This window comes from Rhodococcus sp. T2V, from assembly GCF_029269925.1.
Lineage (GTDB): Bacteria > Actinomycetota > Actinomycetes > Mycobacteriales > Mycobacteriaceae > Rhodococcus_F > Rhodococcus_F koreensis.
In genome coordinates, this window is the sequence record NZ_JARJBD010000100.1 from 1 (window position 1) to 17,648 (window position 17,648).

Annotated in this window: 14 protein-coding genes and 2 pseudogenes; 7 read left to right on the forward strand and 9 right to left on the reverse strand. The window is 66.9% G+C overall.

Annotated elements, in window-relative coordinates; all coding sequences use genetic code 11:
• Together P3H15_RS44620 and P3H15_RS44625 are read left to right on the forward strand one after the other, a co-directional pair.
• Positions 1–272 (forward strand): annotated as a pseudogene (locus P3H15_RS44620) (citrate:proton symporter); the annotation flags it as partial.
• A gap of 14 nt (positions 273–286) precedes the next feature.
• A complete protein-coding gene (locus tag P3H15_RS44625; protein ID WP_276143165.1) occupies positions 287–691 on the forward strand; it encodes a universal stress protein in 405 nt (134 codons plus the stop codon).
• Positions 692–1,186: 495 nt separating this feature from the next.
• Here P3H15_RS44625 and P3H15_RS44630 read toward each other — a convergent pair whose 3' ends face one another.
• From P3H15_RS44630 to P3H15_RS44655, 6 genes are read right to left on the reverse strand one after another with little or no spacing between them, the layout of a single operon-like run.
• Positions 1,187–2,017 carry a CoA ester lyase gene (locus tag P3H15_RS44630; RefSeq protein ID WP_276143166.1) on the reverse strand — a complete coding sequence of 277 codons (831 nt, stop codon included), beginning with the start codon at positions 2,015–2,017 and terminating at the stop codon, positions 1,187–1,189.
• 53 nt (positions 2,018–2,070) lie between these two features.
• On the reverse strand, positions 2,071–3,273 hold the full coding sequence (locus P3H15_RS44635) for a lactonase family protein (RefSeq protein ID WP_276143167.1): 1,203 nt from the start codon (positions 3,271–3,273) through the stop codon (positions 2,071–2,073).
• Complete coding sequence (locus tag P3H15_RS44640; protein WP_276143168.1) at positions 3,270–3,587, reverse strand: antibiotic biosynthesis monooxygenase; 318 nt, start codon at positions 3,585–3,587, stop codon at positions 3,270–3,272. Before P3H15_RS44640 ends, P3H15_RS44635 begins: the two co-directional genes overlap by 4 nt.
• A gap of 35 nt (positions 3,588–3,622) precedes the next feature.
• Positions 3,623–4,093 carry a cupin domain-containing protein gene (locus P3H15_RS44645; protein WP_276143169.1) on the reverse strand — a complete coding sequence of 157 codons (471 nt, stop codon included), beginning with the start codon at positions 4,091–4,093 and terminating at the stop codon, positions 3,623–3,625.
• A gap of 49 nt (positions 4,094–4,142) precedes the next feature.
• On the reverse strand, positions 4,143–5,561 hold the full coding sequence (locus tag P3H15_RS44650) for an NAD-dependent succinate-semialdehyde dehydrogenase (protein WP_276143170.1): 1,419 nt from the start codon (positions 5,559–5,561) through the stop codon (positions 4,143–4,145).
• A gap of 42 nt (positions 5,562–5,603) precedes the next feature.
• Positions 5,604–5,924: a putative quinol monooxygenase gene (locus P3H15_RS44655; RefSeq protein ID WP_276143171.1), complete on the reverse strand. Its 321-nt coding sequence runs from the start codon at positions 5,922–5,924 to the stop codon at positions 5,604–5,606.
• Positions 5,925–6,009: 85 nt separating this feature from the next.
• Here P3H15_RS44655 and P3H15_RS44660 point away from each other — a divergent pair, with 85 nt between their 5' ends.
• Positions 6,010–7,062, forward strand: coding sequence for an Ldh family oxidoreductase (locus P3H15_RS44660; RefSeq protein ID WP_276143172.1), 1,053 nt, complete (start codon positions 6,010–6,012; stop codon positions 7,060–7,062).
• A 312-nt stretch (positions 7,063–7,374) separates the two neighbouring features.
• On the opposite strand, the gene P3H15_RS44665 is transcribed toward P3H15_RS44660, so the two are convergent.
• Together P3H15_RS44665 and P3H15_RS44670 are read right to left on the reverse strand one after the other, a co-directional pair.
• Entirely contained in the window at positions 7,375–7,779 is a 405-nt protein-coding gene (locus P3H15_RS44665) for a universal stress protein (RefSeq protein WP_276143173.1), read from the reverse strand.
• Positions 7,780–7,789: 10 nt separating this feature from the next.
• Entirely contained in the window at positions 7,790–9,193 is a 1,404-nt protein-coding gene (locus tag P3H15_RS44670; RefSeq protein ID WP_276143174.1) for a CitMHS family transporter, read from the reverse strand.
• Positions 9,194–9,577: 384 nt separating this feature from the next.
• Between P3H15_RS44670 and P3H15_RS44675 the strand changes: the two genes are divergently transcribed.
• The 4 genes from P3H15_RS44675 (at position 9,578) to acnA (P3H15_RS44690) (ending at position 17,063) form a co-directional block, all read left to right on the forward strand.
• Positions 9,578–10,255: a GntR family transcriptional regulator gene (locus tag P3H15_RS44675; RefSeq protein ID WP_276143191.1), complete on the forward strand. Its 678-nt coding sequence runs from the start codon at positions 9,578–9,580 to the stop codon at positions 10,253–10,255.
• Positions 10,256–10,645: 390 nt separating this feature from the next.
• Positions 10,646–13,279, forward strand: coding sequence for an aconitate hydratase AcnA (gene acnA / locus P3H15_RS44680; RefSeq protein WP_276143175.1), 2,634 nt, complete (start codon positions 10,646–10,648; stop codon positions 13,277–13,279).
• The gene (locus tag P3H15_RS44685) at positions 13,276–14,403 is read left to right on the forward strand and encodes a 2-methylaconitate cis-trans isomerase PrpF family protein (RefSeq protein WP_276143176.1); all 1,128 of its coding nucleotides are present in this window, start codon (positions 13,276–13,278) and stop codon (positions 14,401–14,403) included. Before acnA (P3H15_RS44680) ends, P3H15_RS44685 begins: the two co-directional genes overlap by 4 nt.
• Positions 14,400–17,063: an aconitate hydratase AcnA gene (gene acnA, locus P3H15_RS44690; RefSeq protein ID WP_276143177.1), complete on the forward strand. Its 2,664-nt coding sequence runs from the start codon at positions 14,400–14,402 to the stop codon at positions 17,061–17,063. The genes P3H15_RS44685 and acnA (P3H15_RS44690) overlap by 4 nt, the downstream gene beginning before the upstream one ends.
• Here the strand turns inward: acnA (P3H15_RS44690) and P3H15_RS44695 are convergent.
• Positions 17,023–17,430, reverse strand: a pseudogene (locus P3H15_RS44695) (DUF4158 domain-containing protein); the annotation flags it as partial. The gene acnA (P3H15_RS44690) and the pseudogene P3H15_RS44695 overlap by 41 nt on opposite strands.
• Between the last annotated feature and the right edge of the window lie 218 nt (positions 17,431–17,648).

Here is a 17,648-nt window from a genome sequence, read left to right on the forward strand (position 1 = left end):
TCATGAGCAACGACGCCTTCTTCTTCGGTGTGCTCCCGGTGCTCAACGAGACGGCTTCGCACTACGGTATCGCCCCCGAGGAGATGGCCCGCGCCGCGATCATCGGACAGCCCCTGCACACCTCCAGCCCCCTGGTCGCTTCGTTCCTGCTGCTGGTGGGCCTGGCCAAGGTCGAACTCGGTGACCATCAGAAGAAGGCGATCTGGCGCGCTTCCGTGGTTGGTTTGGTCATGCTCGTCGTCGGCATCCTCTTCGCCGCATATCCCGGATAGGACGGAATCCCGCCATGAACTTCGTCGTCTTGCTCACCGATCGACCGGAAAGCCACAGCGCACTCGACTGGGCGCTCGACACCGCCGGAAAGCTCGCCGACGACCCCGCGGCGGTGACGGTGCACATCGTGATGGCCGGCGGCGCGGATTCACCGGCCAGTCCGAACTACACCTCCCCGGCACTCGCCGCGCAGGCGCGCCAGCGGTTACAGGATGCCGGTGTGAAGTACGAACTGCACGCCGCCGAAGGCGATCTCGCGGACCAGGTCGTCACCCTGGCCACCGATACCGGGGCCGACCTCGTCGCACTCGGATTGCGCCGACGGTCCGCGGCGATGAAGCTGCTGCTCGGCAGTCACACCCAGCGCATCCTGCTCGACGCGCCCTGCCCGGTGGTGGGCGTCAAGGAACCCGCCTAGCCGACATCCAGTTCCCCGGCCACGGTGGGTGAGAATGCATCACGCGATCTCACCCACCGTTTGCGTCCCGCATCCCGGTCGCGGATGCCCGGCAAAATGCCCAGTACGCGTCGCAGGTCCTGGCTTTGCATATCTCAGGTGGGACGCCGGATCATGATTCCGCGCGCGGCTTCGGCGTCCCCTTCCTCCTTCCCATACCCCGTCCGATTTACCACCGGGGAGGGCATGTCCTGGGGGCACCGACATCGACGAAATGGACATCCGGGCCGGTTACCCGACTCAGGGGCAGGGTACTAACACTAACTGCCAGTCCCACCGGCCGGCACTGGCGAACTGGCGCCGATGACCGAACGCGCCAGTGCTGACCCAGCTTCTGTCACCCGAGACAATGAAAGGCAGCGTGCCGCCCGCACCTGGAGGTGGTGCGGACGGCACGCTGCGGGAAGGTCCGCTACGCGGGTGAATGTCGGTTCGGGCCGCGCGGCGGACTGGTTTTCAGGCGCCATCGGTGGCGAAGGCGGTCACGAGCTGCCGGATGCGGAGGGCTCGGGCAAGTTTCGGTCGGTCGCTGCCGTTGGTGACGTGCGCGCCGTCCACGCCGAGACGGGCGATGACGGCCTCGGCCCAGTCGATGTCGTGCGGTCGGGACAGTGCCGTGTTGATCGAGGCGATGTGGTCCGGGCGCAGACACAGCTTGCCGGTCATCCCGGCCGCGACGCCGACCGCGACCCCGGCGAGCAGATCGGTGTCGGTGTCGGCGTGGGTGGTGCCGTCGATGGGCGGTGCGATCCGCTCGGCGCGGCTGGCGACGACCAGACGTGAGCGGGCGTACGCCAACGACACCGGGTCGGCCCCGGCCCCGGTGTCACGGCGGAAGTCGCCGCTGCCGAACGCCAGCCGCACGGTGGCGGCGGCCCGGGCGATGGGGCGGGCCTCCTCGAGTCCGAGCGCGGACTCGATCAGCGCCACGATCGCAGTGCCGGCGGGCAATCGGTCGGCGGTGGCCTCGACCTGTTCGGCGTGCTCGGTCTTGGCCAGCATCACCCCGCCGAGGCGACCGGTGTCGGCGAGCATTCGCAGGTCCTCGGACCAGTGACTGGTGGTGGCGTCGTTGATCCGCACCCAGTCGGTATGGCCGTCACCGCGCCACCGGGCGGTGTGCCGCCGGGCGGCGGCCTTGTCGCGGTCGGCGACGCCGTCCTCGAGGTCGAGGACGAGCACATCGGCGCGGCAGGAGTCTGCGGCGGCGATCACCGCGGGATCGGCGGCGGCCGCGAGCAGCCAGGTCCGCGCGAGCGCGATGCAGGACGGATCGTGGGTAGGCATGCGCACGCAAAAGTCCTTTCGATGAGCAGCCCCGGACGTGGGGGCGGCTGCGGTCACAGAGCGTCGACGAAGGTGATGCACGACGGCGTGCCGGTGGCGATCGGCTCCCCGCGACGGTCCAGTCGCCCCGTCACGGGATCGAGGGCGAACGCAACGATGCTGTCGCCCTTCTGGTTCGCCACATACAAGGTCCCGCCCGGGGGATCGAGGGTCATGAACCGCGGCTGGTGACCCGCGGTGTCGGTCAGGGCCGGAGGCAGCAGGGATCCGACCGGGGTGATGCCGAACGAGGCGACCGAATCGTGCCCCCGGTTCGAGACGTGGACGAATCGGCCGTCGCGGCTGATCACGATCGCCGCGGCCGTCGATTCACCCTCGACTCCGGCCGGCACCGTCGACACGGACGCGCCGGCGGTGACGGCGGCGGTCTGCTGGTCGTAGTGGTAGACGGTGACCTGCGAGGACAGCTCGTCGACCAGGTAGAACGCCGGTAGATATGGGTGATAGGCCAGATGCCGCGGTCCGGTTCCCGGCGGCGTGAGCACCGGATCGCCGAGCACCGACAGCGACCCGGATGCCGGATCGTAGCCGAGCCGGTGCAGCCGGTCGGTGCCCTTGTCCGGGACGATCAGGTGCCGGCCGGTCGGTTCGAACAACACCTGATGCGGTTGGGGCCCCTTCTGGTCTTCCGGCAGCGGCCCGGGCGTGCCGGTCAGCTGCACCAGTTGCGATCGCGGCCCGAGGGTGCCGTCGGCGGCGCGGGGGAAGACCGCGATCGACCCGGTGGCGTAGTTGGCGACGACCAGCCGGGTCTCGTCAGGGGAGAGGGACAGGTGCACTCCGTTGGTGCCGCCCGTGTCGACGGTGCCGAGTTCGGTGAGATGTCCTGTGCCGCTGTCGATCCGGAAGAAGGTGACGCGGTTGCCGTCGCCTTCGGCCGAATAGAGGGTGGTCGCGGCCCGGTCGGTGATCAGATAGGACGGGTTCGGTGTCGTGGGCAGCACCTGCACCGGCTCCCACCGCCCGGACCGATCGACCTGGAACACGGCGATGCCCTGCCCGTGGCCTTCCCTCTTGGCGGTGGTGTAGCAGCCGACGTAGGCGAACATCGCCCGCTCCGGGCCCCCGTCGTCGCTCGATCCGAGCGGCCACGCCCCCGCCGCGCCCATGCCCGCGCCGACGGCGGCCGCCGCCACGGCCACCGCCCCGCCTCCGGCGGCCAGGAACGACCGCCGACTCAGCCGCACGCTGGTCACCGCACCGGCTCCGCGGTGAATCCGACGTCGAGACGATCGGTGTGTTCGACGACCGGGGGTTGCGCGAAGTGCTCACCGACCAGACCGCGCCACCGGGCGAAGTCGTCGGATTCGCGGAACCGGACGGTGTGGTCGTCGAGGGTGTTCCAGTCGACGATCAGGTAGTACCGCTGCGGGTGCTCGGTGCTGTGCTGGACTTGCATGCCGCGGCACCCGTGCGCGCGGGCGAACAGGGGAACCGCCTCGGTGAGTGCGGCTTCGAAGGCCTGATTGTGGCCCTCGTGTATGTCGAGGCGGGCGATCTCCCACACCATGATCGGGTGTCCTTTCGCAGAGCCGGGTGGGCGGGTCAGGTGAGGTTGGTGCCGTGTTCCTCGTCGATGCGGGTGGTCGCACCGGTGGCGACGATGGTCCGGTTCGCGTCCACGGAGGCGTAGGTCCAGAAGATGTGCAGCTCGTCCGTGTCGGAGGCGTTGCGGAAGAAGTGTGGGATGCCGGCGGGGATGAATGAGTTGTCGCCGACGGTGACCGGGTGCTCGATGCCGTCGATGTGCGCGACCGCGGAGCCGCGGATGATGAGCACGGACTCGTCGCAGTTGTGGAAGTGCTCGGGGATCGCGGCGCCGGGCCCGAACATGGTGATGCCGTTGAGGAAGTCCTTGCCACCGACCTGCTGGGAGACCAGCGGGATGGTGCGGGCGCCGCCGCCGCGCTGGCGGGGGGTGATCTCGGAGGAGCGCAGCACGGCGGCGTTGCGTCCGTCCCGCAGCTGCGCGGAGACGGCCAGGGCGGTGGGATCGGCGGTGGTGATGTCGGTCATGAAACGAAACTCCTTGATTACTGAGGTGTTTGGGAACTCAGGTGGGGGACTATTCGGAGACCGGGGCCTGGGCGCCGGGTTCGTTCATCGCCCACCAGGTGCGGATGTTGACGAATTCGCGGATTCCGGGAGCGGCGAGTTCGCGGCCGTAGCCGGAGCGTTTGGTGCCCCCGAACGGCATCCGGGCGTCGGAGGCGACGACGGAGTTGATGAAGCACGCCCCGGACTCGATGCGCCGGCCGACGGCGATGGCGGCGTCGACGTCGGTGCCCCAGACGCTGGCGCCGAGCCCGAACGGGGTGTCGTTGGCCACCCGTACCGCCTCGTCGGGCCCGTCGACGGTGATGATCGTCGCGACCGGCCCGAAGGTCTCCTCGGCGTAGACCGACATCCCGGGCCGCACGTCACCGAGAACGGTGGGGGCGTAGAAGAACCCGTCGGTGCCCTCGAGCGGGTGCCCGCCGTGCAGGACGGTGGCCCCGGCGGCGACCGCGGACTGAACCTGCCGGTCGATGCCCTCGAGCAGATCCCTGCGGGCCATCGGCCCGACATCGGTGCCGTCGGTTTCCGGGTCGCCGACCTGCAGCCGGCCGACGTTGTCGACGAACAGGCGGGTGAACTCCTCGGCGACGGTGGCGTCGACGATGAACCGTTTCGGGGAGATGCAGCTCTGTCCGTTGTTGAGGAACCGGCCGCGGGCGGCGAGCGCGGCCACGCGGGGAAGGTCGGCGTCGGCGAGGATCACGAACGGATCGGAGCCGCCGAGTTCGAGGACCGACTTCTTGATCTCCCGGCCGGCGATCGAGCCGACGGCGCTGCCGGCGCGTTCGCTGCCGGTGATGGTCACCGCCCCGATCCGCGGGTCGGCGATCAGTTTCTCGGTGGCGGCGGGCACGTCGGGTTCGGCGATCAGCACGGTGGTGAACAACCCGGCGGGCAGCCCCGCAGCCAGCAGAATGTCCTGGCAGGCCAGGGCGCTGCCGGTGGTGTTGGAGGAGTGCTTGAGCAGGGCGGCGTTGCCGGCCATCAGGGCGGGAGCGGCGAAGCGGAACACCTGCCAGAGCGGGAAATTCCACGGCATGATCGCCAGCACGATCCCGACCGGCTCGTAGGACACCCAGCTGCGATCGGCGGAGGTGGGGTAGTCCTCGTCGGCGAGGAAGGTGGCGGCGTTGTCGGCGTAGTACTCGAGGCCGATCGCGCACTTGTCGACCTCGGCGCGGGACTCGGTCAGCGGCTTGCCCATCTCCCGGGTCACCAGCCGGGCCAGGTCCTCCGACCGCTCCCGCAGGACGGTGGCCGCGGACCGCAGGATTTCGCCGCGGGTCTTGAACTCCTCGGTCGCCCACTGCTTCTGGGCGGTCGCGGCGGCGTCGACGAGCGCATCGATGCGCTCCGGTGACATCGCCTCGTACGTGGCCAGCGGTTGCCCGGTGGCGGGGTTGATGGTGGTGATGGTGGCAGTCATGAACGGGTCCTTCGAACGGCGGGACGGGTGGAAGCGGCGGGCTCAGGCGTGCGCGGTCGCATCGGATTCACTGACGAGCACCTCGGCGAAGGTGTTGACCTGGCTGCCGGGAACCAGGCATTCGTCCGCGCCGGCCCGCCAGCCGGCGAAGTGCGGGGCCGTCTTGTGCTCGGCGAACGCCTCGGTGTCGCGGTAGAGCTCGTAGAAGAAGAAGCGGTTGGGCTCCTCGGCATGCTCGACGACATCGAAGCGCAGGCACCCCGGTTCGTCCCGCACCGACCGCGCCGCATTGTCGGCGATCACCTCCAGGAACCTCTCCCGCTTTTCGGGCTTGACCTGCACCGACACGATCAGACTGAGCATGGTTCTCCTTTGAACTCTTTCCTGAATCCCCTTAGGTATGTCATAGTGTATACCGAAGCGTATCGAATAGGAACGGGGAACTGACATGAACGACGTCCGCGTGAAGCCCGAGGCTCTGACCGCCTTCGGCTGCGAGGTACTGGAGAAGATCGGTGTGCCTGGCGACGACGCGGCCCTGGTTCTCGACAGCCTGGTGCAGGCCGACCTGTGGGGACACCAGTCCCACGGTGTTCTCCGCCTGCCCTGGTACGCGGCCCGCCTGCAGTCCGGGGCGATGACCACGGTGACCAGCCCGGAAACCCTGGTCGACGGCGGCGCTCTGCTACTGCTCGACGGACGCGACGGGATCGGGCAGGTCCTCACCGAAACGGCTCGCCGCGAGGCCGTCGCCCGGGCCCGCGAGCACGGCGTCGGTGTGGTCGGAGTACGCAACTCCAACCACTTCGGCACCGCGATGTACTACACCCGGCGCGCCGCCCAGGACGGGTGCGTGTCGATCCTGACCACCAACGCCAGCCCGGCGATGGCGCCGTGGGGCGGTCGCGAAAAGGTCCTCGGCACCAACCCGTGGTCGATCGCCGCCCCGGCCCCCTCCGGTTCGGGCGTCGTGGCCGTCGACATCGCCAACACCGCCGTTGCCCGCGGCAAGATCTACCTCGCCCGCAACCGCGGCGAGGAGATTCCGTCCACCTGGGCGATGGATTCGGCCGGGCGCGTCACCACCGACCCGGCCGCCGCCATCGACGGTGTCATTCTCCCCATGGCCGGGCACAAGGGTTACGCCATCACGTTCATGATGGACATCCTCTCCGGTGCCCTCACCGGAAGCCGCATGGGATCGCGGGTCCGCGGACCGTACGAGGCCGACAAGGTCAGCGGCGCAGGGCATCTGTTCATCGCCATCGACGTCGCCGCCATGGGCTCGACCGCCGCGTACCTCGACTCGGTCGGCGAACTCATCGACGAGGTCAAGAACACCCCCCTCGCCGAGGGCGCCGAGGAGATCTTCTATCCCGGCGAACTCGAGGACCGCGCCGAGCACCGCAACCTCGACGCCGGCGGCGTCGTGCTGCCCGACCAGACCCGCACCGACCTCGAAACCCTCGGCGCCCAGGTCGGGATCACCGCGGACTTCTGACAGGAGTGCGATACCCGGATCGCGCAAGGATCGATTCCGTCCAGGCTGCTTCACGGGCGTTGCCGTTTCGGGTGATCCACCCGTTCACGCCCCGGCGTGAAATGCTGTTCGGCTGCCGTGATGTGGGCGTTCGGCCCGGTCCTCGCGACACCGATCGGCGATCAGGAGTCTGCCGCGAACCTGGGTTCGGGCATTCCTGTCGGGCATGAGGACCTCCGGCTGGTTGTGAGCCTGAGACAAGCCACGCCCCAACCGGAGGTTCTCCTCGCATCAAGCGGACAGGCCCGCTCTCAACGTCCTGACCGGGTGCACCTAGACGGGGTCCTTGACCGTCACGACGGGGCACGGTGCGTCGAGGAGGATGCGCTGGGTGTGGCTGCCGAGGATCAGCTTCATCGTGGCGGATCTGCGTCGTAGGCCCAGTGCGATGAGGTCGGCACCGGCCGCGGTGGCGATCGTGACGACTTGATCGGCAAGATCTGCTTCTGCACTGTGCAATTCGTACTTCACGCCCGCCGCCGTCAGGTGATCCTCGGCGTGGGACGCCAGCGCCGGGGAGGTGTAGTTCGGGCCGGCCGGTGAATCTCCGGATCCGGCGAGAACGATGTGGACCGTCACCTCTGCGGGGTCCGCAGCCAGGTCGACCGCGGTGTCGAGGGTCCACTGCAGGGCGGCTTGGCTTTCGGGGCGGTCATTGAGCAAAACGACGTAGTTCATGCGTTCCGTCCTATCCGGGGTATGCGGCGACGAGGACGCCGACGACGAGCATGACGAGACCGACGAGCGAGGCGCGCCAGATCGCCTTCTTCTGGTGGTCACCGAGTTCGACCTTGGCGAGACCCACGAGCAGGAGGAAGGCGGCGACCAGGGGGCTGGAGGTGTGCAGCGGTTGCCCCACGATCGCGGCGCGGGCCATCTCCTCGGGGGCGATGCCGTAGTGACCGGCGGTTTCGTTGAGGACCGGGAGCACGCCGAAGAAGAAGGCGTCGTTGCTCATGAAGAAGGTCAGCGGCAGGCTCAGCAGGCCGGTGACGATGGCCAGGTGTGGGCCGAAGCTGGTCGGGATGATGTCGACGAGCCATTGGGCCATGGCCTCGACCATTCCGGTTCCCGACAGCACTCCGGTGAGCACCGACGCGGCGAAGACCAGGGACACCACCGACACCACGCTCGACGCGTGGGCCTTGATCTGGTCGGCCTGTTCGGCGACCCGGGGGAAGTTGATGATCAGCGCGACACCCACTCCGAGCATGAGGATGACGGGAGGCGCAAGGGTGCCGAGCACGAGCACGGTCATCACGGCGACGGTCAGCGCGAAGTTGATCCACACCAGCCTCGGGCGGGCCTTGGGCCGCTCGAGATGATCACCCACTGTGGGGAGTTCGGCGAAATCGGAGACGTCGTCGCCGGCGGACGGGTGCGCGGGCGGGGTCGTGCGGCCGGTGTCATCGCCCGAGCCGGAACGCACGAGCGCCTTCGCGGTGTCGGCTTCTGCCGCAACGGGTTCGAGGGTCAGCAGTCCGACGCGCTTGCGTTCGCTGCGGCCCAGGAAGTAGGCGAGGACCATCACGGCGATCAGGCCGGCGGCGATCGACGGGATCATCGGGACGAAGATGTCGATCGGCGAGACATTCAGTGCGGCCGCCGCCCGGGCGGTCGACCCACCCCACGGCACGGTGTTCAGCACGCCGTTCGCGGTCGCCGCGACCACGGTCAGCACGACCGGGCTCATCCGCAGTTTGAGGTAGATCGGCAGGAACGCCGAGGTCACGATGATGAACGTGGTGGAGCCGTCCCCGTCGAGGGAGACGATCGACGTCAACAGGGCCGTGCCGACGACCAGTTTCATCGGGTCGTTGCGGACGAACTTGAGGATCAGCCGGATCAGCGGGTCGAACAGACCGACGTCGATCATGATCCCGAAGAAGGTGATCGCGAAGAACAGCAGGGCGGCGGTGGGGGCGAGCTTGAGGAGCGACTCCATGATCATGTCGCTCAGGCCGAGTCCGGCGCCGGCGAACAGGGCGAACACGGATGGCACCACGATCAGCGCTGCGACCGGGGTGATGCGCTTGCTCATGATCAGGTACATGAATACCGCGATCATCGAGAAGCCGAGTATGACCAGCATCGGAGATCCTTCAGGGTGTAGTGGTGTACATCACCGGATACCGTATGGAGTGCAGTATCGAGTGCCATTTCGGCGAGTGTGAATGTATGGCGGGGCAATACGAGGGCGGTGATGCCGCGGCCACGATGGTCCCAAGAAGGGTGTGCCCCCTTGGACCTCCGAGCGTGGGCATGTCCGATCTCCTCACTTGCCACGGATTGTTGGGGTCGCGCGGTGGCGGGAGCTTCACGTCATCGTGCATACTTGTATGCAAGTAGACGAAGTCTGGCACTGGAGGAGGGCGTGTGTCAACAGTCACAATCGGCGGTTGATGGTTGCGCGGGACACTGAAGCTCGGACTCCGTCGGCTGTGCCAGACTGAATACGATCGCGGAGGTGGAAAGCATGGCGGATATGTCCGGACTACGACGCCCGTCGGGTGCGAATCTCGTATACGAAAATCTGCGGGAACGGATCGTGTCGCTCGAGATTGAGCCGGGCGCCAGGCTTAGTGAGGTCAATCTCGCGTCGCAACTCGGCGTGAGCCGCACCCCGGTGCGCGAGGCGTTGAACCGGCTGCTCAGCGAGGGTTTGGCTGCGAAGGCGGCTACCGGTGGAATGTATGCATCCGAGCTCGACGCCACGGACATGCGGCAGCTGTACACCGTCCGCGCCGTGTTGGAAGGGGTGATCGCCCGCGAGGCGAGTCAACGGATCACCCCCGCCGATATCACGATCATGGACAGCATCCTGGACCGGCAGGAACTGATGGTTGAGCATGAGGCCGAGAGCTATCGGCTGGGCGGCGAGTTTCACCAGCATTTGGCCAAGATCGCCGGCAACGAGCGTGTGGACCAGATTTTGGAGCTCATCTGGGGTCATGTGCGCCGCTACCGTGGGGTCAATTTCCGCAGCATCGACCGTCGTCGCGCCGCCTGTGAAGAGCACCGTGCGCTCGGAAGGGCAGTCGCTGCAGGCGATGCCGAGCTGGCGGAACGTCGCGCGCGTGAACACATCGACAGCGCGTGCCATAACGCCGTCCTCGCGCTCGAGCAGGAAGCGGCCGCGCCCGTCACGTCGTAAATGCGGCTCTGAGTCGAGGGTGTCGACGAAAGAGGGTTTAGTCCGCCCTGGGGCTGGTTGCTCAGGGCGGACATCGCCATGCCGACTCCCAAGTTTGCGCTGTTGCCCTGACCTCCCGGTTGGTTGCCGGTCAGCCGCCGCCTGCAGCGTCCTCTGATCCTTGCCTCGTAGTCGGCTGCCGTGGTTCGGCCGGCGCAGAGCATGGTGCGCCACGCCGGGATATCCGCGTGTAGGTCCGACGAATCACCCTAGGTGGGCGGGCTTTACGCCGCCGTCGTTGTGAGTCGCATGCGGACGTTGGCGGTTCCGAGAACGTCTCCGGGGCTAGGCACAGCCCTTCCTTCTCTGTATGTTTGTATACAAGTATCCAACATTTGGTAGGAGACGACGTTGTCACAACTTCCGCGGCATACCATCGAGACTCTGGGTTACGAGTACACGCCGATGCCGATCAACGATCCGCGATATCTGCGGTTGCCGTACTGCCTGCGGCCCCTGCTGGAGAATGCGCTTCGTCGCGCGGACACCGACCAGGCGGCGGCCCAGGGCGCAGAGAGCATCCTCGACCGCGAACTGGGAGGGTCGGTGCCGTTCTGGCCTTCGCGGGTGCTGTTGCAGGAGGGCTTGGGCATCCCACTGCTCACCGACCTGACCGCATTCCGTGATGCCGCGGCAGCGCAGGGATTCGATCCGAATGCGGTCGACACCGCGGTGCAGACAGACCTGATCATCGACCACTCGTTGCGAGTGGATTCGTGGGCGAATCCCACTGCTCGTGCAGTGAACGAGCGGATGGAGTTGAGGCGCAACCGCGAGCGCTTCGCGTTCGTCCGATGGGCCCAGGGCGCGTACAAGAAACTGCGGGTCGTGCCCCCGGGCAAGGGAATCATGCACCAGATCAACCTGGAGCGACTGGCCACGGTCGTCGGCCGCTCCGATGACCCCACACCCTTCCTGTCTCCGGACACGCTCGTGGGCACCGACAGCCACACACCGATGATCAACGGCATCGGAGTGGTGGGATGGGGTGTCGGTGGCATCGAAGCGGAAGGCGCGATGCTGGACAATCCCGTGGTGTTCGCGCTGCCCAAAGTCACGGGCGTCGAGATCGTCGGTCGACTTCCGGAGGGAGCGACGGCCACCGACTTGGTGCTGACCATCACCGAGACACTGCGCGCCCAGGACGTCGTCGGGCAGTTCGTGGAATTCTACGGTCCCGGCCTGACCGGATTGACCGTCGCCGACCGCGCGACCATCGCGAATATGGCACCGGAATACGGCGCCACCATGGCCTACTTCCCGGTGGACGAACGAACCGTCGACTATCTGCGCACGACCGGCCGCGACCCCGCGCACGTGGACCACGTCGAGACCTACATGCGGCAGCAGGGCATGTGGTTCACCGACGATGCTTCCGTCCCCGACTACAACGACGTGATCCGGATCGATCTTGCGCAGGTGCTGCCCTGCATCGCCGGTCCACGCAATCCCGAGCAGCGGATCGATCTGGTCTCGGCGGCCGCTCGATTCCACGAGCATTGGGCGGCCACAACAGGACGACAGACTCCCCAGTCGGCAATCGCGGGTACGTCAGGATTCTCGGTGCAGGACGGTGCGATCCTCATCGCGGCCATCACCAGCTGCACCAACACCTCCAACCCCGTGGGTATGGCGACCGCAGGCTTGGTCGCACGCAAGGCGCGGCTCGCCGGTCTCGCGCCCAAGCCCTGGGTCAAGACGTCCTTCACCCCGGGCTCGCGGATCGTAGCCGAGCAGCTGAAAAAGACCGGACTGCTCGATGATCTGAACGCACTCGGCTTCCAGGTGGCGGGTTTCGGCTGCGCAACCTGCAACGGCAACTCCGGCGACCTGGCGCCCGAGATCACCGACGCCGTCATCGCCGGCGAAATCTTCGGCACCGCCGTGCTGTCGGGAAACCGCAACTTCGCGGGCCGGATTCATCCGCACGTGAACGCGTCCTACCTGGCATCACCGGCGCTGGTGGTCGCCTACGCCATCGCCGGATCGATGTTCACCGACATCACCACCGAACCACTCGATTCCACACGCGACATCTACCTGCGCGACCTGTGGCCGACGTCGGAAGAAGTCGCCGCAGTCCTGGCGACAGCGTCCGACCCCGACGAGTTCGTCCGCAGTTATGAGGATCTGTTCGAAGGCTCGGAAGAGTGGAACGCCCTGGCCGGCGACCCGACTCCGACCTTCGACTGGGACCAGATCAGCAACTACATCCGACGCCCACCGTGGTTCGAGGATGTGGCGACCGAGTTGCCCGCACCGCCACAAGACATCGACGGGGCCCGCGCCCTGGTCGTTCTCGGCGATTCCGTCACCACCGACGACATCTCGCCGTCCGGAGCAATCCACCCCGAAAGCCCCGCCGGTCGATACCTCCAAGACCGCGGGGTCGAACGCAAGGACTTCAACTCCTACGTCTCGCGACGGGCCGATCACGTCGTCGCCCAACGAGCGACCTTCGCGAACCGGCGACTGAAGAACGCCATCATGCAGGGACACGATGGACCGTTCACCAAGGTGTTCCCCGAAGGGCAGACCGCTGACGTCTACGACGCAGCCATGACCTACCGGCGGCGAGAGGTCCCACTGCTGGTCTTCGCCGGCCGCAACTACGGTTGCGGATCCTCACGGGACTGGGCCGCCAAGGGCCCAAACCTTCTGGGCGTCAAAGCCATCGTCGCCGGCAGCTTCGAGCGAATCCACCGGGCAAACCTGGTGCGCATGAATCTGATTCCGCTGCAGCTACCCGCCGGAACCGACATCGACTCCTTGAAGTTGGACGGGACCGAAACCTTCGATGTCCACGGCATCTCGGACGGATTGGCTCCCGACGCGACCGCCACATTGTCCATTCACCGCGCCGACGGAACCACGGAGACGATTGATTTGAGAATCCGTATCGAAACCGACAAGGAAGTCGACTGCCTGCGGCACGGTGGAGTGCTCCCCGCGATCATGCGCGAATTCGTGGGGGTGCACGCATGACTCAGCGGGCCATCGACGCCGCCTTCATGCGAGGCGGCACGAGCAAAGGAGTCTTCTTCCGAGCAGACGACCTGCCGACCGCCCCCGATGAACGAGATCAGGTACTGCTGCAGGTCCTGGGCAGCCCCGACCCCTACGGCCGCCAGCTCAACGGATTAGGGGGAGGACTGTCGTCACTGTCGAAAGCGGCGATCATCGGACCCCCCACGCGACCAGACGCCGACATCGACTACACCTTCGCCCAAATCTCGGTGGACCGACCGATCGTCGAGTACGCCGCCAACTGCGGCAACCTCTCGGCGGCAGTCGGCCCCTACGCCGTCGACACCGGCCTGGTTCAGCGACCGGACGGCGACACCCTCGTCCGCATCCACAACACCAACACCGGCAAGATCATCAACGCGCGATTCACCGTGCGCGACGGACTCGCCGTCGTCGAGGGCGACTGCACCGTTCCCGGCGTCGCCGGATCGGGTGCACCGATCCGGCTGGAGTTCCTCGACCCCGGTGGAAGCATCACCGCCGGCGTACTACCCACCGGAGCAGCAACAGACACCCTCACGGTGGACGGGCAACCGATCGAGGTGACGATGGTCGACGCCGGCAGCCCCCTGGCGTTCGTCGCGGCCTCAAGCCTCGGTCTCGACGGATCCGAACTGCCCGACGACATCGAAGCCACCCCGGGCATCATGCAACGCATCGACGCGATCCGACGCGCCGCGGGCGTCGCCATGGGCCTGGCAGCCGCTCCAGCGGAGGTCCCGCTGGTCAGCCCCAAACTGGGCATCGTCGCCCCGCCGCGACCGGTCGCGACCTTGTCCGGAACCACGGTCTCGGCCAACGAACACGACATCGTCGCCCGCGTCGAGTCGATGGGTCGGATCCACCGCGCCATTCAGGTGACCGGGGCCATGTCCGTGGCAGCGGCCGCCAAGATCCCAGGAACCATCGTCGCCGCCGCGGCCGGTGGCGACGGACACCTGCTGCGCGTGGCGAGCCCGTCCGGCGTGGTATCAGTGGACGCCGACGTCACCGCCGATGACGGTGAGCCCCGGGTGAACAGCGTCGTGCTCTACCGGACCGCGCGCATGCTGATGCGCGGAAAGGTGTTCGTGGCGCGATGACACACGCAACCCTGCCCTGCGGCGCCTCCTACCGACCACTCTCCGGCTTCGGAGACCTCGAGACGCTGCCCTACAGCCTCCGGGCCTTGCTCGACAACCTCGCCAGCCACGAGAGCGGCGCCGCTGAGCAGGTCGTTGCGGGCACCCGCCACCACACCCACGCGGTCCTCGGGTTTCGGCCCGCCCGCGTGCTGCTGCAAGACCTCACCGGTGTCCCGTGTCTGGCCGATCTCGCCGCACTGCGGGAGGCCGTCACCCGGCGGATCGATGCCACCTCGACACTCGAACCGGTGATCCCGATCCAGCTGGTGGTCGATCACTCGATCAGCGTCGACCACGCCGGTGTCGCCGCGGCCCTGGCGTCCAACGTGGAGCTGGAGTACCACCGCAACGGTGAGCGCTACACCTTCCTCCGGTGGGCACAAACAGCGTTCGACAAGCTCGAGATCGTGCCACCGAACAAGGGCATCGTGCACCAGGTGAACCTCGAATACCTCTCCGAGGTGGTCACCATCCGAAACGGGCGCGCCCAGCTCGACAGCTGCGTCGGAACCGACTCCCACACCACCATGGTCAATGCCCTGGGCGTACTGGGCTGGGGCGTCGGAGGCATCGAGGCCATCAGCACCGCACTCGGCGAGCCGCTGGAAATGGGGGCACCCGAGGTCGTCGGCGTTCGCCTCAGCGGACAACTCGCCGCAGGCGTCACCGCCACAGACCTGGTGCTGTCCCTGACCGATACGCTCCGCGGGCACGGAGTAGTGGGCAAGTTCGTCGAGTTCTGCGGACCGGGACTGCCCGGCCTGTCGTTGGAAACCCGAGCCACCATCGCCAACATGGCACCGGAGTACGGCTCGACCTGCGCCTATTTCCCCATCGACGCAGAAACACTGCGGTATCTGCGCCTGTCCGGGAGATCCAATGCTCAGGTGCGTCTGGTCGAAGAGTACGCCCGGGCACAACAGCACTGGCACGACCCATCCACGACACCCACGTACAGCCAACTGATCGCCATCGACCTCAGCGCGATCAGTGCCTCGATCGCCGGTCCGAGCCGGCCAGATCAGCGGATCCTCCTCGGCGACGCGAAGTCCAGCCTCGCGACCGCGCTGTCGACCGACACCGCACAGGGGACTCCCGATCCGGCGCCCACCGCTGACGGATCCCTCGACCAGCTGCACGACGGAGCGATCATCATCGCCGCGATCACCAGCTGCACCAACACCTCGAATCCGTCGGTGATGGTCGCCGCCGGTCTGCTGGCCCGGAACGCAGCAGCGCGCGGACTCAGAGCCAAGAGCTGGGTGAAAACCTCACTCGCCCCCGGCTCGGCGGTCGTGACCGACTACCTCAGGCGGGCCGACCTGCTCAGTTCCCTCGAAGAACTCGGTTTCGCGGTTGTCGGATACGGATGCACCACGTGCTCCGGAAACTCCGGACCGCTCCCTCGCGACGTCACCGACACCGTCGCGGCACGGAATCTGTCGGTCGCGGCAGTGCTGTCGGGTAACCGGAACTTCGAAGGCCGCATACATCCGGCAGTCAAGCTCGGGTATCTGGCGTCGCCGCCGCTGGTCGTCGCGTACGCGATCGCGGGGTCGATGAACATCGATCTGACCTCCGATCCGCTGGGTGTCGATGCCGAGGGTCGACCGGTGTATCTCGCCGATATCTGGCCCACCGACGACGATATTGCCGATGTGATCGGTGCTGTTGTCCGCACCGAGCTGTACCGGCACCGTGCGGCCGACCTCTTCGTCGGCGACGAGAGATGGGCGAAGATCTCGCACCCGTCTGGTCCACTCTTCACCTTCGACGACACATCGACCTATATACGCCGGCCGCCGTTCCTGGACAACGTGGCCGTCGACGCCCGCAGCGTCGACGACATCATCGAAGCCCGCGCCCTGGCGGTGTTCGGCGACGGGGTCACCACCGACCACATATCCCCCGCCGGTGTCATCGATGCCCATAGTCCCGCAGCAGATCTACTACGCGAATGGGGAGTGCAGGAGTCAGACTTAGGCTCCTACGGATCGCGCCGCGGCAACCACGAAGTGATGGTGCGAGGAACCTTCGCCAATGCCCGACTACAGAACAAGCTGGTGCCGGGGACCGACGGCGGATTCACCCGCATACTTCCTGAGGGTGACGTCGTCGACATATTCGACGCCTCGGAACGCTATCGAGCCGCGGGCACCCCACTGGTGATCATCGCCGGCAAATCCTACGGCATCGGATCGTCGCGGGACTGGGCGGCAAAAGGGACTCGCCTCCTCGGTGTCCGTGCCGTCATCGCCGAATCGTTCGAGCGGATCCACCGGTCCAATCTCGTTGCAATGGGCATCATCCCGCTCCAGTTCATCGACGGCGACAACCTCGACAGTCTGACGCTGCGCGGTGACGAGCCGATCTCCGTCCTCGGGCTCACTGCACTCGACGACGATGTGATTCCCTCCCACGTCGAGGTGCGCGCGGGCGATGTTGTCTTTCGGGTCCGCATGAGAGTCGACTCCCGCCGCGAACTTCTGTATATCCGCAACGGTGGCGTGCTCCCCACAATATTTCGGCGTGTAGCCGACTCGGGTGAAGTCTCGGTTGATCGAATCCAGCTCCGAGTTCCAACGCCCGTGCGAGCAGGAACTCATCCAACTCCCTGAGCTCCAGCGACGTCGGCGGCCGCCACCCCAGATACCGTGCCGCCAGCCGAAGATGCTCCGTCCGCGTCTTCGCGCGACGCCCGTACGAGCGGATGGCACCCGGATCAACCTGAAGCTGCTCCGCCAGCCGCACCACCGCCGCCTGCGGTGCCGGCGCCACCTTGTCCGGCACGAATCCCAACCACGGCAACGAACACAGCGCCACCGCAAGCCCCAGCCGGTCGGCCGATCCCCGGCCCCGCCCAGGATCGACGAAAGCCACGTCCGCCGGGGTCAACGTGAAGAACCGGAACAACTCCTCCCGACCGATCTCGGGGAACCTCCGCAGCGCCTCCAGTTCCTCGTCCGCGAACACCCGTGTGGCCAATCAGCACCTCCGGAAGAACCCGAAGATCCCTCGCTCGAGGAGCCTACCCAGGCGTATCCGCCCGATTTTCTGCGAGTACTACTGCGACCCCCATTCCGTGGGTGAATAACATCTTCGCGGCGTGTCGGAGACGAGTGAAGAACTCGCCCGTCGTCGACACTGCCTGTCGGCGAGTTGCCGACGATCATTCCCAGGCCCTACTTGGCGGCTGTTCACTC

Excerpts from the sequence above, each read along its gene's own strand:
- P3H15_RS44625 (WP_276143165.1), top strand. The coding sequence starts at position 287 with ATGAACTTCGTCGTCTTGCTCACCGATCGACCGGAAAGCCACAGCGCA.
- P3H15_RS44630 (WP_276143166.1), bottom strand. The coding sequence starts at position 2,017 with ATGCCTACCCACGATCCGTCCTGCATCGCGCTCGCGCGGACCTGGCTG.
- P3H15_RS44640 (WP_276143168.1), bottom strand. The coding sequence starts at position 3,587 with ATGGTGTGGGAGATCGCCCGCCTCGACATACACGAGGGCCACAATCAG.
- P3H15_RS44645 (WP_276143169.1), bottom strand. The coding sequence starts at position 4,093 with ATGACCGACATCACCACCGCCGATCCCACCGCCCTGGCCGTCTCCGCG.
- P3H15_RS44650 (WP_276143170.1), bottom strand. The coding sequence starts at position 5,561 with ATGACTGCCACCATCACCACCATCAACCCCGCCACCGGGCAACCGCTG.
- P3H15_RS44655 (WP_276143171.1), bottom strand. The coding sequence starts at position 5,924 with ATGCTCAGTCTGATCGTGTCGGTGCAGGTCAAGCCCGAAAAGCGGGAG.
- P3H15_RS44660 (WP_276143172.1), top strand. The coding sequence starts at position 6,010 with ATGAACGACGTCCGCGTGAAGCCCGAGGCTCTGACCGCCTTCGGCTGC.
- P3H15_RS44665 (WP_276143173.1), bottom strand. The coding sequence starts at position 7,779 with ATGAACTACGTCGTTTTGCTCAATGACCGCCCCGAAAGCCAAGCCGCC.
- P3H15_RS44670 (WP_276143174.1), bottom strand. The coding sequence starts at position 9,193 with ATGCTGGTCATACTCGGCTTCTCGATGATCGCGGTATTCATGTACCTG.
- P3H15_RS44675 (WP_276143191.1), top strand. The coding sequence starts at position 9,578 with ATGGCGGATATGTCCGGACTACGACGCCCGTCGGGTGCGAATCTCGTA.
- P3H15_RS44685 (WP_276143176.1), top strand. The coding sequence starts at position 13,276 with ATGACTCAGCGGGCCATCGACGCCGCCTTCATGCGAGGCGGCACGAGC.
- acnA (WP_276143177.1), top strand. The coding sequence starts at position 14,400 with ATGACACACGCAACCCTGCCCTGCGGCGCCTCCTACCGACCACTCTCC.